At 68.2% G+C, this 14369-nt stretch carries 16 protein-coding genes; 8 read left to right on the top strand and 8 right to left on the bottom strand.

The genetic code is table 11. The features are described from left to right. Positions 1–133: 133 nt before the first annotated feature. Positions 134–1183: a type IV toxin-antitoxin system AbiEi family antitoxin domain-containing protein gene (locus tag ACFTZB_RS32885; RefSeq protein ID WP_378438060.1), complete on the top strand. Its 1050-nt coding sequence runs from the start codon at positions 134–136 to the stop codon at positions 1181–1183. A 23-nt stretch (positions 1184–1206) separates the two neighbouring features. Here ACFTZB_RS32885 and ACFTZB_RS32890 read toward each other — a convergent pair whose 3' ends face one another. Continuing rightward, positions 1207–2508, bottom strand: coding sequence for a class I SAM-dependent methyltransferase (locus ACFTZB_RS32890; RefSeq protein WP_378438062.1), 1302 nt, complete (start codon positions 2506–2508; stop codon positions 1207–1209). Further along, on the bottom strand, positions 2505–3956 hold the full coding sequence (locus tag ACFTZB_RS32895; RefSeq protein WP_378438089.1) for an FAD-binding oxidoreductase: 1452 nt from the start codon (positions 3954–3956) through the stop codon (positions 2505–2507). The genes ACFTZB_RS32890 and ACFTZB_RS32895 overlap by 4 nt, the downstream gene beginning before the upstream one ends. Before the next feature lie 248 nt (positions 3957–4204). Here ACFTZB_RS32895 and ACFTZB_RS32900 point away from each other — a divergent pair, with 248 nt between their 5' ends. From ACFTZB_RS32900 to ACFTZB_RS32920, 5 genes are all read left to right on the top strand, one after another. Continuing rightward, on the top strand, positions 4205–4639 hold the full coding sequence (locus ACFTZB_RS32900) for an SRPBCC family protein (RefSeq protein ID WP_378438064.1): 435 nt from the start codon (positions 4205–4207) through the stop codon (positions 4637–4639). Positions 4640–4780: 141 nt separating this feature from the next. Continuing rightward, positions 4781–5098 (top strand): YbaB/EbfC family nucleoid-associated protein, encoded by a 318-nt coding sequence (locus tag ACFTZB_RS32905; protein ID WP_218028832.1) that lies wholly within the window; start codon positions 4781–4783, stop codon positions 5096–5098. 9 nt (positions 5099–5107) lie between these two features. Beyond that, positions 5108–5716: a recombination mediator RecR gene (gene recR, locus ACFTZB_RS32910; protein WP_005248644.1), complete on the top strand. Its 609-nt coding sequence runs from the start codon at positions 5108–5110 to the stop codon at positions 5714–5716. Next, positions 5713–6285 carry a TetR family transcriptional regulator gene (locus ACFTZB_RS32915; RefSeq protein WP_378438067.1) on the top strand — a complete coding sequence of 191 codons (573 nt, stop codon included), beginning with the start codon at positions 5713–5715 and terminating at the stop codon, positions 6283–6285. The genes recR and ACFTZB_RS32915 overlap by 4 nt, the downstream gene beginning before the upstream one ends. 84 nt (positions 6286–6369) lie before the next feature. Then, positions 6370–7827, top strand: a complete 1458-nt coding sequence (locus ACFTZB_RS32920) for an MFS transporter (protein WP_378438069.1) — start codon at positions 6370–6372, stop codon at positions 7825–7827. 126 nt (positions 7828–7953) lie between these two features. On the opposite strand, the gene ACFTZB_RS32925 is transcribed toward ACFTZB_RS32920, so the two are convergent. Beyond that, positions 7954–8286 carry an ArsR/SmtB family transcription factor gene (locus ACFTZB_RS32925; protein WP_378438071.1) on the bottom strand — a complete coding sequence of 111 codons (333 nt, stop codon included), beginning with the start codon at positions 8284–8286 and terminating at the stop codon, positions 7954–7956. Next, positions 8283–8729, bottom strand: a complete 447-nt coding sequence (locus ACFTZB_RS32930; protein WP_378438074.1) for an SRPBCC family protein — start codon at positions 8727–8729, stop codon at positions 8283–8285. The genes ACFTZB_RS32925 and ACFTZB_RS32930 overlap by 4 nt, the downstream gene beginning before the upstream one ends. Positions 8730–8932: 203 nt before the next feature. Here ACFTZB_RS32930 and ACFTZB_RS32935 point away from each other — a divergent pair, with 203 nt between their 5' ends. After that, entirely contained in the window at positions 8933–9835 is a 903-nt protein-coding gene (locus ACFTZB_RS32935; protein WP_378438076.1) for a type IV toxin-antitoxin system AbiEi family antitoxin domain-containing protein, read from the top strand. Positions 9836–9915: 80 nt separating this feature from the next. On the opposite strand, the gene ACFTZB_RS32940 is transcribed toward ACFTZB_RS32935, so the two are convergent. Genes ACFTZB_RS32940 through ACFTZB_RS32950 form a run of 3 tightly spaced genes read right to left on the bottom strand, consistent with a single transcriptional unit; the run spans position 9916 to position 12815 of the window. Further along, entirely contained in the window at positions 9916–10626 is a 711-nt protein-coding gene (locus tag ACFTZB_RS32940) for a type 1 glutamine amidotransferase (protein WP_378438078.1), read from the bottom strand. Beyond that, positions 10619–11872 carry a MurT ligase domain-containing protein gene (locus ACFTZB_RS32945; protein WP_378438081.1) on the bottom strand — a complete coding sequence of 418 codons (1254 nt, stop codon included), beginning with the start codon at positions 11870–11872 and terminating at the stop codon, positions 10619–10621. Before ACFTZB_RS32945 ends, ACFTZB_RS32940 begins: the two co-directional genes overlap by 8 nt. A gap of 25 nt (positions 11873–11897) precedes the next feature. Continuing rightward, positions 11898–12815, bottom strand: coding sequence for an EamA family transporter (locus ACFTZB_RS32950; protein ID WP_378438083.1), 918 nt, complete (start codon positions 12813–12815; stop codon positions 11898–11900). A 72-nt stretch (positions 12816–12887) separates the two neighbouring features. On the opposite strand from ACFTZB_RS32950, the gene ACFTZB_RS32955 reads away from it, so the two are divergent. Then, positions 12888–13781 carry a LysR family transcriptional regulator gene (locus ACFTZB_RS32955; protein ID WP_378438085.1) on the top strand — a complete coding sequence of 298 codons (894 nt, stop codon included), beginning with the start codon at positions 12888–12890 and terminating at the stop codon, positions 13779–13781. Between the two features lie 58 nt (positions 13782–13839). Here the strand turns inward: ACFTZB_RS32955 and ACFTZB_RS32960 are convergent, their stop codons facing one another. Then, positions 13840–14220, bottom strand: coding sequence for an SHOCT domain-containing protein (locus ACFTZB_RS32960; protein WP_378438087.1), 381 nt, complete (start codon positions 14218–14220; stop codon positions 13840–13842). Positions 14221–14369: the final 149 nt, after the last annotated feature.

Below are 14369 nucleotides of genomic sequence, written 5' to 3' on the forward strand. Positions count from 1 at the left end.
GGTTAAGGAGTCTCTGGACTCGTTAACCACGCACGGGCTGAGTTATCCCCAACCTGTGGGTTATCCACAGGGCAATTCATTTCCCCAGGTGCGACACCGAGACCCGTCGGGGGTCTCGGTGACCGTGCCCGGTATGACCTCCACGCAATTCGCCGCCCTGAAAGACGTCGCCGACGCGCAGTTCGGCCTGATCACCCACACGCAACTCCACGCCCTCGGGTTTCCCCGCAGCAGGGTCCGGCACCGCGTCGAATCCGGTCGATGGCAAGCAGTGCTCCACGGTGTCTATTCGGTGAGCAACGGACCGATCACTCGGGAGATGGCACTGGAAGCCGCGTTGCTCTTCGGAGGCAAGGGCGCAGTCCTCAGCCACCACACTGCCGCCGAGGAATGGCACATGATTCGTGTCGATCCCGCACGCCCCGTGCACATCACCGTTCCCTACGGACGATCGGCTATCACCCAGCCGCCGACCGTTGTCGGTGCGGGCCTCGCGTCGGTCAGTCTGTGCCACCGTGAAGGAACTGTCGTGCATCCGGGAGTCATCGTGCACCGGTCGCGGGCGCACGATTACATTGCCGTAGACACGGACCAGCCTCGGACGTCGAGGGCGGACACGGCGCTGGATGTGGCGATCGCCGAGCCCACGGCGCGGGACGCTTTCACGAGACTCATCGCTCTCGTGACCAATGCCCGGATCCCACTGCGCGACATCCGGCGACGCATGGAGGAGCGACGACCACGTCGGTACGGCAAGGCGCTCGTGGACGCGGTGCGACTGCTCGCTGACGGCGTCCAGTCGGTGCTCGAGTACCGCTATGCCACCGACGTCGAGGACGCGCACGGGCTCCCACGGGCGCGGCGGCAGTCACCGGTGGTCGTGGACGGGCGCACCCTCTTCGAGGACTGCGACTACTCCGATCACGGTGTGCCGCTCATCGTCCGACTCGACGGTCGCCGCGCGCATGCCATGGCGGAGGTCGCGTTCCGGGACCGCCGACGCGACAACGCGGCGGAACTGCAGGGCCGGCCGCGACTGGTCTACGGGTTCGACGAGGTGACGAAAAATCCGTGCGTCGTGGCCCAGGAAGTGGAGACCGTGCTGGTGCGGGAGGGGTGGAGAAGGCCCGGCGAGAGGCCGTGCCCGGCCTGTGAGTGGTCAAGGAGTGCACAGACTCCTTAACCACTCACGGGCGGCGGAGCCGCCTACGTCCACCACGGGCGCAGGGGCACGTGCGCCTCGCCCTTGGGTCCGAGCTTCACGGCGAGGACCTGGTGCAGCTGAACGACGTTGCGTTCGAAGCCGAGCCGCGACCCGGCCATGTAGAGGCCCCACACGCGCGCGGTGCCTTCCCCGACCTCTTCGACGCAGGCGTCCCAGTTGTCGACCAGGTTCTGGCACCATCCGGCGAGGGTGAGGGCGTAGTGTTCGCGCAGGTTCTCCTCGTGCCGCACCTCGAGTCCGACGTTCTGGATCTCGGAGATGATGCGTCCGGAGCCGGTGAGTTCGCCGTCGGGGAACACGTACCGATCGATGAATCCGCCTGCGCGGGCCTGACTCTGGTTGTCGGGGCGGGTGATGCAGTGGTTGAGGAGGCGGCCGCCTTCGCGGAGTTTGCTCTGCAGCAGTCCGAAGTAGGCGGGGTAGTTGCCGACGCCGATGTGCTCGGTGAGGCCGATGGAGGAGATGGCGTCGAAGCCGGTCTCGGGGACGTCGCGGTAGTCGGAGAACCGGACCTCGGCGAGGTCGGACAACCCCTCTTCGGCGATGGCCTTCTGCGCCCATTCGGCCTGTTCGCGGGACAGGGTGACGCCGATGACCTTGACGCCGCGGCGCGCGGCGAACCGGACCATCGATCCCCAGCCGCACCCGATGTCGAGCAGGCGGTCGCCGGGCTGGAGGCCGAGCTTCTCGAAGACGAGGCGGTACTTGTTTTCCTGTGCCTCCTCGAGGGTCTGCTCGGCGTTCTCGTAACACGCGCATGTGTACGTCATGGACGGGCCGAGGACGTACTCGTAGAAGGTGTTCGAGACGTCGTAGTGGTGGTGGATGACCTCGGCGTCGCGGGACTTGGAGTGCCGCAGTCCTTCCGCGACCCGCCGCCACCGCGGGAGGTGCTCCTGCGGGGGAGGGGCGATGGGGCGCAGCAGATCCCAGCCGAGCGAGCGGGTGATGGCGGCGAGTGTGAGAGCGGACGGTCGACGGAAGTGCAGTTCGTCGCCCATGACGCGGAGGATCTCGTACGGGTCGCCGGGGTGGACGCCGCGGGCCTCGAGGTCGCCGGACACGTAGGCCCGGGCCATGCCGAGGTCGCCGGGGGCGGTCGCCAGGTAGGTGGTGCCCCTGGTCGTCTTGAGGTGCAGCCCGTACGGGGCGTCCTCCGGGCCGGCGGCGCTGCCGTCGTAGGCGGAGAACCGCAGGGGGAGCATGCCGTCGGACAGAGTTTCGAGAATCTCTGCGATGGTCAGCTTGTGGTCTTGCGAGCGTGAAGCTTTCAGGGTTGTCATCGACGTTGCACCGCCTTGGAGAAAAGGTCCAGTAATCGTGTTTTGGGGTCGTAGCGTTTTTTCAGTTCCGTGTATCGATCGCCGCCGTAGTAGAGGCGTTCGAAGTCTTCTCGTGAATAGTACGAATCGGAGTAGAGGGACTTGTGTCCGTCGAAGTCGCTGACCTTGTCTTCGATCAGCCGATTCGCCGCCCCCTCGGGCCGGCCCGGGACGATGGGTACCGAGGACCAGAAGCCGATGTTCACGTACGTGCGTTTGGGTTCGAGAGGGTAGAGGGGCCAGGGGCGCTGCGACGACGCGCCTGCGGGGGCGGGTTCGCGCAACCGCAACGGGCACAGCCACAGCGGTTCGATGGGGATCTCGTCGAGGAACCACCGGACGAAGTCCGCGGTGCGGTCGATGGGCACCTCGACGTCCTGCACGACGCGTTCCCGTGGCGGGTTGCCCTTGCGCTTCTCGAGTCGGTCGCCGATGTCGTACTTGTGGTCGAGGGCGATGAGCTTCCAGTAGAAGCTGCTGCGGAGGAGATTCTTCGGCCACAGCTTGCGGATGGTGGGGTTCTGGGCGCCGAAGGCGCGCGAGCACCAGAACCAGTCGGTGTCCCAGCGCCACAGGTAGTCTCGGATGGTGAGTTTGTCCGTTTTGGGGTGGTTCACGGAGCTGTGCTGGATGGACCGGTAGAAGATGTTCTGCCCGGTGTAGTCGCTGACGGGTCCGCCCTCGTCGGTCTGGTGGCCCAGTGTCAGGTAACTCTCGGATTCGGTGAAGACGACGCCGTCCAGGTAGTCGACGGGGATGCCGTCGTGGACGCGGTCGGTGACGATCCGATCCATCGCCGCCTGCAGCTCGTCCAGTGAGTCGAAACGCAGATGCCGCAGTGCCACATACCGTTTGACGGGTTCGAGCTGGATGCGCAGACGCGTCGAGTAGCCGAGGGTTCCGTACGAGTTGGGGAACCCCCAGAACAGGTCGGAGTTCTCGCCTTCCGGTGTCGCGGTGACGATGTCGCCGTTGCCGGTGAGGACGTCGATCTCGAGGACCGATTCGTGGGGGAGCCCGCTGCGGAACGACGTCGACTCGATGCCGAGGCCGGTGACCGCGCCACCGAGGGTGATGGTCTTGAGCTGCGGAACCACCAGCGGCGCCAGCCCATACGGCAGGGTGGCGTCCACCAGGTCCTCGTAGGTGCACATTCCGGCGACGTCCGCGGTCCGGGCCTGCGGGTCGACGGAGATGACGCCGCCGAGGCCGGAGACGTCGAGGCCGGGTGCACTGGTCTGTGCCCGGGCCCGGAACAGGTTGGACGTCTTCTTCGCGAGGCGCACCGTGGCGTCCGTGGGAATCGCACGGTAGGACGCGAGGAGGCGCTGGACGCCGGCGCGGTGAGCGTCGATTCCCGTGACGGGCAGAGTGCGATGCGCACGGAAGGGGCGTCCACCCTCCCGCATGCTTTTCAGTAGTTCAACCGAAGAGGCAGCCACACCTTGACGCTATCCCTCTCCGAGGGTTCAAGCCACGCATATCGGCGCGCGCGACCCAAGATTCACACAAATGTCTCATCAATGTGCGGGTCGCGACCATGCCGAAGTGAGCTACCTCACAATAGATTGCCACGTCATCGCCCGGACTCGCGAACGGAAGGCAGGATGGGAGGAGGAAGCAGTTTCGTACAAATCGTACAAGAGGAGTCAGAACAGTGGGCCAGGTCAGCGCGAGCAGTTCGATCACCGTCGCAGCCACACCGGAGAAGGCGCTCGCGGCTTTGACGGACTACGAGACGGTGCGTCCGCGCATCCTCTCGGAGCAGTACCTGGACTACCGCGTCCTCGAGGGCGGGCAGGGCGCCGGCACCGTCGCGCAGTGGACGCTGAAGGCCACCGAGAAGCGGTCCCGCGACATCAAGGCCACGGTCACCGTGGCGGGCAACACGATCACCGAGACGGACGCGAACTCGTCGCTCGTCACCACCTGGGTCGTCGCGCCGAGCGGCAGCGGGTCGACGGTCACCACGACCACCGAGTGGAAGGGTGCGGGCGGCATCGGCGGCTTCTTCGAGAAGACGTTCGCCCCGCTGGGTCTGAAGAAGATCCAGGGGCAGGTGCTGGCGAACCTCGAGCGCGAACTCGGCTGATCCGGGTCCCGTGCGCTCCGGCGCCGTCGACGGGAGTCCCACGACGGCGTCGGCGCCGGACCGCGCTGACGGTCACGGTCTACGCTGGCAGGGGAAACAGCAGAAAGGACCACGTCAGTGCAACCAGGTGGACAACCCGACATGTCGCAGCTCCTCGCGCAGGCGCAGCAGATGCAGCAGCAGCTGATGGCCGCGCAGCAGGAGATGGCCGAGGCCGAGGTCACCGGGCAGGCCGGTGGCGGACTCGTGACCGCGACGGTCAAGGGGACAGGTGAAGTGGTCGGTCTGAAGATCGATCCGAAGGTCGTCGATCCCGACGACGTGGAGACTCTGCAGGACCTCGTGATCGGTGCGATCGAGGACGCGTCGAGCAAGGCGCAGGAGATCGCGGCGCAGAAGCTCGGTCCGCTCGCGGGTGGATTCGGTGGGGGCGGCCTGCCGGGCCTCCCCGGTTTCTAGAGGCGCGGCGTGTACGAAGGTCCGGTTCAGGATCTGATCGACGAGCTGGGCAAGCTGCCCGGCGTCGGGCCGAAGAGCGCGCAGCGCATCGCGTTCCATCTGCTCAGTGTCGAGCCGCCGGAGATCGACCGGCTCAAGAACGCGCTGCAGCGGGTGCGTGACGGCGTCCAGTTCTGCGTGGTGTGCGGCACGGTGTCCGACAAGGAGCACTGCCGCATCTGCGCCGATCCGCGCCGTGACCGGACGGTGATCTGTGTGGTCGAGGAGCCGAAGGACGTTCAGGCCGTGGAGCGCACCCGCGAGTTCAAGGGCCGCTATCACGTTCTGGGCGGTGCGCTGGATCCGCTGTCCGGGGTGGGTCCCGACCAGCTGCGGATCCGGGAGTTGCTCGCGCGCATCGGCAATCAGGAGGACGGCGTCGATGTCTCCGAGGTGATCATCGCGACCGACCCCAACACCGAGGGTGAGGCCACCGCGACGTATCTGGTGCGGATGCTGCGGGACTTCCCCGGTCTCACGGTCAGCCGGCTCGCGTCGGGTCTGCCGATGGGCGGCGATCTCGAGTTCGCCGACGAGCTCACGCTGGGCCGGGCGTTGTCGGGGAGACGCACGCTGTGACGTCGGATCCGGGCACGGCGGCGCCCGTGAAGAGGACGGCGGAGCAGTCGCGGTCGCTGATCGTCGACGCTGCGGGGCGGGCGTTCGCGACGCGCCCGTACCGGGAGATCACGCTCAAGGACATCGCGGAGGACGCGGGGGTCAGCGCTCCGCTGATCATCAAGTACTTCGGGTCGAAGGAGCAGCTGTTCGACGCCCTCGTCGACTTCCGCTCTGCCGCGGAGGTGCTGTTCAGCGGTCCGCTGGACGGCCTCGGTGAGCGGATGGTGTCGATGTTCGCGCGGCCGCTCGAACCGTACAAGCCGCTGTCGCTGAACATCCTCTTCATGAGCGGGCCGAGCGAGGAGGGCAGCCGGAAGCTGCGGGCCAACTATTCGACGCAGATGATCGACACGCTGGCGGAGCGGCTGCCCGGACCGGACGGCCGGCTGCGCGCGGAACTGGTGATGTCGATGTTGACGGGCCTCGCCGTCATGCGCCGCAAGATGATGCAGGAGCACGCGACGGGCACGCCCGACGAGGTGGTGGCGCATTACGCCCCGCTGGTGCAGGAGTTGCTCGACGGCTGAGGGCGGATTGTCCGGCTTGCGGGGTAAATGGTTGTTCACCTAATGTGGTGAACAACCATTTACCAGCTGCGCGAGGGGTGACATTTGACGATCTCGTTGCCCCGCCCGCTCTCGGCGCTCGCGGATCACCCGGGCGCGCAACCCGCGCCGGCCGACGGATCGCGTTACCTCTTCCCGATTCTCGCGTTCGCGGGTGTGTTCCAGGCAGTCCTGCAGACAGTCATGGTGCCCCTCCTGCCCAGCATGCCGATGTTCACCGGCGCGAGTCAGACAGCGGTGTCCTGGCTGATCACCACCACACTCCTGGTCGGCGCGGTCATCACCCCGATCTTCGGCAGGCTCGCCGACATGGTCGGCAAGAAGCGGATGCTTCTCGTCGCGTTCGCCTTCATGACGATCGGCGCGTTGATCTGCGCCTTGACGTCCGACATCGCCGTCCTGATCTTCGCGCGGGGACTGCAGGGGGCGGGCGCCGCCGTCATCCCGGTCGGAATCTCGATCCTCCGCGACGAACTGCCGCGCGAGAAGGTCAACGGCGCCATCGCCATGATGAGTTCGACGCTCGGGATCGGCACCGCCCTCGGACTGCCGTTCGCGGCCGCCGTCGCCGAATACTCCAACTGGCACGTCCTCTTCTGGGTCATCGCGGCAATCGGGCTCGGGGTCACCCTCGCCGCCGCCCTGTTCATCCGCGAGTCGGAGGTGCGGTCGGGCGGGCGGTTCGACGGGGTCGGCGCCGTCGGTCTCACCGCCGCGCTCGTCTGCCTGCTCGTCCCGATCACCCAGGGCAGCTCGTGGGGCTGGGGAAGTCCCGCGGTGCTCGGCATGTTCGGGTCCGCGGTGTTCCTGTTCGCGCTGTGGGGATATCAGCAGCTGCGCAACCGGAACCCGCTCGTGGACCTGCGGGTGTCGGCGCGTCGGTCGGTGCTGCTGCCCCACGTCATGGCGCTGCTCGTCGGGTTCTCGTTCTACGGGAACGCGCTCATCACCACCCAGTTGCTGCAGGCGCCCCGCGGCGACGCCGGCTACGGCCTGACGATTCTCCAGGCCGCGGTGTGCCAGCTCCCGACGAGTCTGTCGATGATCGTCTTCGCGCAGGTCGGCGCTCGGGTGTCCGAGCGCTACGGGTCCAAGGTGACGATTCTGTCGGGGGCGATCTTCCTCGTGCTCGGCTACGCACTGCACACCGTGCCGCACAAGGAGCTGTGGCTGGTGATCGCGGCGCTCGCCGTCGCAGCCATCGGAACGGCGCTGGTGTACAGCACGCTGCCGATGCTGATCGTCCGGGCGGTGCCGTCCACGCAGATGGCGGCGGCCAACGGCGTCAACGTGCTGTTGCGGACGATGGGCACGACCACGTGCAGCGCGGTCGTCGCGACCGTCCTGGCGGCGAGCATGGTGGGCGGGGTCGCGTCCGCCGCCGGATTCTCGATCGCCTACGGGGTGTGCGCCGTGCTGGCGGTCCTGGTGTTCACGGTGTCCCTGGCCCTGCCCGGGCACGATCGGGCGAAGAAAAGTCCGATGGAACCCCTTGTGACGTAGATCACTCGCGTGTATCGTCAGTGATGCGGATCGAGGAAATGTACCTGTGAGCAGAGAAAACTCGAGAAGCAGAGATCCGGCCGAGAATGCAGAAGCATTCCCGGCCGAACCCCTGTCTGGGGGTCTTTACTCCTCCATCGATTCCGCGATCGCCTTGATCGCCGCCAGTCGACGGTCCCACTCGGCCCCGATCCGCTCCAGCGTCCGCGCCGTCTTGTTCAGTTCGGCGCCCAGCGCGCGGTAGCGGATCTCGCGGCCCACCTTCACCGACTCGACCAGCCCGCACGCCTGCAGCGCGGTCAGGTGCTTCGCGATGGCCTGCCGCGACACCGGAAGTCGCGTGGCCAGCGACGACGCCGACTGGTCTGATCGTCCCAGCTCGGCCAGGATCTCCCAGCGAGTCTCGTCGGACAGCGCCGCGAACACCGAGGCCAGTTCGGCATACGTGCCCACCGTCATGCCTTCACGCCGTGCAGGTACGCGACCAGTTCGTCGAGTTCGGTGTGCCATCCCTGGACGTTGGCCTCGCGGGCCCGCTTCTGGTCGGCGACGTCGCGGTCGAGGGTGTCGAATCCGGTTTCGACGACGGTCAGTTCGGTGCCGGCGGCGTGCTCGGAGAGCGTGAACCGCACCACGGTCGAGTTGCCGATCACCGGGTCGGCGTCGATGTCAGCGGCCCAGCGGAAGCCGAACGCGTTCGGTTCGTCCACCTCCGTCACGACGGCGCGGGCGGTGCCGTGCTCGTCCCACGTGAACGCGGCCTCGCCGCCGACGCTGAGATCGAGCGACGTGCGCTGCCCGAACCACTGACTGATCTTGTCGGGATCCGTGATCGCCGCCCATACCGCCGATCTCGGGGCGTTCACGACAACGGTCCGGGTGATGCTGCTCGATGCGTCCATGACGGCCACCTTCCTTGTGGGCTGTTCTGCAACTCTATGGTTGCACATGCCGCTCACTTTATGCAACTGTCCGGTTGCACTGATGCGCGAGCGGCAAAGCGTCGCCGGGGACGCTTCGTCACTCACCTGGGTTATGCACAGCCTGTGGATAACTGGGTCTGCAGGACCGATCCGTGTCGGGGCGGCCCGACACCGTTTCCGGCATGGAACACGACACTTGGCAAGCACTTCTCGACGCCCAGGACGGCGTCGTCACCACGGCACAACTGCGGGCGCACGGCGTCAGTGCCACCGCACTGCGGCACCGGGTGGTCACCGGCCAATGGTTGAGGGTGCTACCCCGGGTCATCGCGGTGACCAACGGTCCGCTCACGCGCCCGATGGCCCTGTCCGCCGCGCTTCTCTACGGCGACGGTCGCGCGATCCTCAGCCGCCAGACCGGTCCACGCCCGACCTCCGCCGGCAACGCCCTCGTGCACGGCGGCGTCGTGGTCCATCGGTCCCGGGCGTTCGGGCACATCGCCGTCCCGTTTCGCCAACCCCGAACATCGAAGGCCGACACGGTGTTCGACCTCGCTGTGTTCGAGGAAACCCCGAAGGAAGCGGCCGCGCGATTGATCGAAGCTGCCACCAACGGCAAGGTCCACGCCGACGCCCTCCGTCGGAAACTCGAGCTGCGGCGCCCGTACCGGCACGCGACGGACATCGCCGATGCCGTGACGCTGCTCGGCGACGGCGTCCAATCAGTCCTCGAGCACCGGTACGCGCTCGACGTCGAGAGGTCGCACGGACTGCCGACGGGGAAACGCCAGATGCCGCACGTCGTGGACGGCCGGATTCTGTACGAGGACGTCGACTACAGCCCGACGGGAGTCCCGCTGATCGTCCGGCTCGACGGGCAGCAGTACCACAGCGGCCGGCAGTCCCGCTTCCGTGACCGTCGGCGTGACAATGCCGCAGAACTCGCCGACCGTCCGCGGTTGGTCTACGGGTGGGACGAGACCACCCGCGACCCGTGCGGGGTGTTCGAGGAGGTGCGCCGGGTGCTGGTCCGCGAGGGCTGGGCCGACACGACGCACCGCTGTCCCGCCTGCCCACGTGAGTGAAAAAGCGTGTCCGGGGACGCTTTCCCGCTCACCTGCCCAGGTGAGTGGAAAAGCGTGCGGGACCACGCTTTGGCGCTCACCTAGACGCGCAGGCGCTCCCGGCGCAGCTGCTCGACCTCGGGCAGGTCGAGGGGCGCGAGTTCGTCGACGCCCAGTGCCCGCTTCAACAGCAGGTCGGCGAGTTCGGGGTTGCGGGCGAGCGCGGGTCCGTGCATGTACGTGCCGATCACGAAACCCTGCACGACGCCTTCGAGCCCGTCCCCGACGCCGTTGCCGACGCCGTGCGTGACCCGGGCGAGACCGCGGGCGTCGGCACCGAGTGTGGTTCCGCCGCGGTGGTTTTCGAACCCCGTCAGCGGCTGCGTCAAGCCGTCCATTTGTGGTGTCGTGATCACCTCGCCGATGGACCGCGTCGCCTGCGGGGACGTGGTGACGTCGAGCATCGACACACCGTCGACGCGTTCGCCGCTCGACGTCTCGTACCAGTTGCCGAGCACCTGGATGGCGGCGCAGATCGCCAGGACGGGGGCGCCGCGTTCGGCGGCCTTCTGCAGTCCGGGGTACTTGGCGAGGTGCCGGGTGGCGAGGCGCTGCGCGGAGTCCTCGGCGCCGCCGAGCGTGTACACGTCGAGGGACTCCGGGACCGGGTCGTTCAGGGTGATCTCGACGATCTCCGCGTCGTAACCGCGCATCCGCAGCCGCTGCCGGAGGATCAGGGCGTTGCCGCCGTCGCCGTAGGTGCCCATCACGTCGGGCAGCACCAGGCCGATGCGGACGGTCGAGTCAGGCATTGCGCGCCTCCTTCGCGATGGCGGTGTTGAGGTCGCGGAAAGCGGTGTAGTTGGCGAGCACCTCGACTCGTCCGGGTGGGCAGGACGCGATGGCCCGCAACGGATTCGGGTCGAGTGTGTGCTCGACACCGGCGTAGGTGAGGCGGACGGCCAGGTCGGTGCCGCGTTCGCCGGCCGCCACCACCTTGACGCCTTCGAAGTGCTCGAACCGCACGTCCCACAGCCAGGACAGGTCCTCGCCGTCGGGGACCTGCCCGTTGACGGCGATCACGAGCCCGTCGACGGTGGGGTCGATCATCGACAGCGCTTCCTGCCAGCCGGCGGGGTTCTTCGCGAGCAGCATGTGCACGGAGTGCGATCCGACCTCGACGGTGCTGTAGCGGCCCGCGACCTCTCGCACGGTGGCCGCGGCGGCGACCGCGTCCTCCGCCTTCGCGCCCATCGCGACGGCCGCCGCGACGGCCTGCGCGGCGTTGCCACGGTTGGCGCGCCCGGGCAGGGCGAGCGTCATCGGGATCTTCAGACCGTCGGGCCCGTACAGGTTTTCGTCGTCCAGCCACCAGTCGGGGGTGGGGCGCGCGAAGTCGGAGCCGGTGCTGCGCCAGTGCGAGCCCTCCCAGACGATGGGTTCGCCGGTGCGCGGACAGCTGGCGGCGTCGCTGGCCCAGCCGCCGCCCGCGGCGACCCAGACGACGTTCTTCGCGTCGTAGGCGACCGAGGTGACGAGGACGTCGTCGCAGTTGGCGATCACGACGGACTCCGGGTGCGCGGCGACGCATGCGCGGAGTTTGCGTTCGATCATGTTGATCTCGCCGACGCGGTCGAGCTGGTCGCGGCTGAGGTTGAGCAGAACGAGGGCTTCGGGGTTGACGGCGTCGCTGACGTGCGGGACGTGCAGTTCGTCGACCTCGAGGGCGGCGAGGGGCGCGTGGACGCGGGTGCTGAGCGCCGCGACGATGCCGGCGTCCATGTTGGCGCCGTCCGCCTGCGTCGCGACCTCACCGAGGGTGGACAGCGCCGCCGCGGTCATCCGGGTGGTGGTGGACTTGCCGTTGGTGCCGGTGATCACCGCGGTGCGCCGGTGTGCGCCGAGCTGTTCCATCAGTGTGGGGTCGATCTTGAGGGCGATCAGGCCGCCGATCATCGAGCCCTTGCCGCGGCCGGCCTTCTGCGACGCCCACGAGGCCGCGGCCGCTGCGCGCAGGGCGACCTTGCCGCGCGTCGTGATCCCAGTTCCAGTACTCACTCCGCGAGTTTTGCACAGGGTCCGGTCAGACGCCGACTCGCGCGGGCGCACGTGAGTGCGAAAGTGTGCTCGGGCGCACTGTGGCGCTCACCTGGGTGGCGGCGGCACCGGCGATGACGACGGCCCCGCCGATCAGCGACAGGGCGCTCGGCTCCTCGTGCAGCACCAGCCAGGACGCCCCGATCCCGACGATCGGGACCAGCAGCGAGAACGGCGCGACCGTCCCGGCGGGGTAGCGGCTGAGCAGCGCCGTCCACAGACCGGAGCCCGCGACCGTGCCGAGGATCACGATGTAGGCGAGGCCCGCGAGCGCCTGCGGGCCGGTGCCGTGCAGCGAGGACGTCAGGGAGTCCCAGCCCGCCGACGGGCCCTCCACCCCGAGCGACAGCGCCAGCATCGGCAGCGGCGGAATGACGCACATCCACAGCATCAGGCGCATCGGCTGGTCCGACGCGGCCTTGCGGTTGCCGATGTTGCCCAGCGCCCACGACAGTCCCGCGAGCAGGGTGAGGGCCACCGGCAGCAGCGCGGCGTGCTGGGCGCGGTCCCAGCCGATGAGGGTCATCCCGGCCATCGCGACGAGCAGTCCGCCGACCTGCGTCGGCCGCAGCCGCTCCCGCAGCAGGACTGCGCCGAGGAGCACCGTGAACGGCGCCGAGGACTGCAGCACCAGCGACGCCAGTCCGGTCGGCATCCCCACGTGCATGGCCCAGAACAGGAACGCGAACTGGCCGACGCCGAACCCGAGGCCGTACACGAGCAGCCACTTCGGCGGGACCTGTGGACGGGGAACGAACAGGATCACCGGGATCGCGATGACGAAGAATCGCAGCGCCGCGAAGAAGAACGGCGGGAAGTGGTCGAGGCCGGCGCGGATGGCGAGGAAGTTGAGCCCCCAGAGCACGACGACGGTGAGTCCGAGCAGCCGGTCGCGGGAGGTCATGCCTTCCATCGTGAGGGCGGGAAACAATCAGGACAAGCGCATAAAAGTGCATCATCGATGTAGTTTTGCTACATGGACGCGACCCGGTTGCGTGTGCTCCGCGAGCTGGCGGATCGCGGGACGGTGGCGGCGACCGCGCGGGCGTTGTCGATGACGCCGTCGGCGGTGTCGCAGCAGCTCAAGATCCTCTCGCGGGAGGCCGGGGTGACGCTGCTCGAGCCTGCGGGCCGCCGGCTGCGGCTCACCGATGCCGGTCAGGCCCTCGTCGTCCGCGCCGACGACGTCGTGGCCGCCCTGGACCGCGCGGCGGCGGAGATGAGCGCTTACCGCGGTTCGCCGCGCGGCCGGGTGCGGGTGGCGCTGTTCCCGTCCGGTGCCGCGCTGCTGCTGCCCGGACTGCTGGACGCGCTCGCGGGCAGCGGGGTGGATGTGCAGGCACGGGACGAGGACCTGCCCGCGGCCGCGGTGCCCGCACTGCTCGCCGATTACGACGTGGTGCTGACCCACCGCGACGAGCGGGCCCCGGACACGTCGTCGCCGCGAGTGACGGCCGAGCCGCTGATGCGCGAGCCCATCGACCTCATCCTGCCGCCCGGCCATCCGCTCGCCGGACAGGATGCGGTCCGCCCGGACCAGCTGGCGGACGAGCGGTGGATCAGTGTGCGCGGCGGGTTCCCCGTCGACGACGTGCTGATGTCGGTGGCCGCCGCGACCGGTGTGCAGCCGCACGTGGCGATGCGCATCAACGACTTCCGGGTCATCGAGGAACTCGTCGCCGGCGGTCACGGCGTGGCGCTGCTGGCCCGGCATGCGGTGACCAGCCGCGCCGTGGTCCAGCTTCCCCTGGCCGGGGTGCGGGCCGCCCGCATCTACGAACTGGCGCGCAGACCCGCGGCCGACGACGTTCCCGCCGTCGCCACCGTGCTGCAGGCGTTCCGGGACGTCGCGGCCCGGATCGCGGAGTGAAGGGGCCGGAAACGGAAGAAGGCCCGCCGAGCGGGCGGGCCTTCGTCGGGGCGGGCGCTCAGCTGCTCAGCGCTTTCGCCTTCAGCGTCTCGTATTCCTCCTGCGTGATGGTGCCGGCGTCGAGGAGAGCCTTCGCGTCCGCGATCTGCTCGGCCGAGGACTTGCCTGCGACGGAACGGATGTAGCTGTCCTGCGCCTGCTTCGCCTCCTGCGCGGCCGCCATCGACCGCTCGGCCATGCTCTTGCTCCGGGTGATGAGATACACGAGCGCGGTCAGCAGCGGGACGAAGAACAGGAAGACGATCCAGATCGCCTTCACCCAGCCCGACGTCTTATGGTCGCGGAACAGGTCGGTGATGATGGAGAACAACAGGATCAGGTAGGCCACGAAGCCGAAGGTGACGATGATCACCCAGAGAAAGTCCCAGAAAGAGTCCATAGCAGCGCTCCATTCACAGTCGAATTCACTCTGCGCTGACTATCGCACCGGGTCAGGGCGCCCGCGTCATCCGAAACAGGTGAAATGCAGGCCGACTGCAGCGCCCAGGGCCGGTGAAACGCCGAACGGCCGCGGCACCGGGTAGGTGC

The organism is Rhodococcus sp. NPDC057014 (assembly GCF_042673295.1).
Lineage (GTDB): Bacteria > Actinomycetota > Actinomycetes > Mycobacteriales > Mycobacteriaceae > Rhodococcus_F.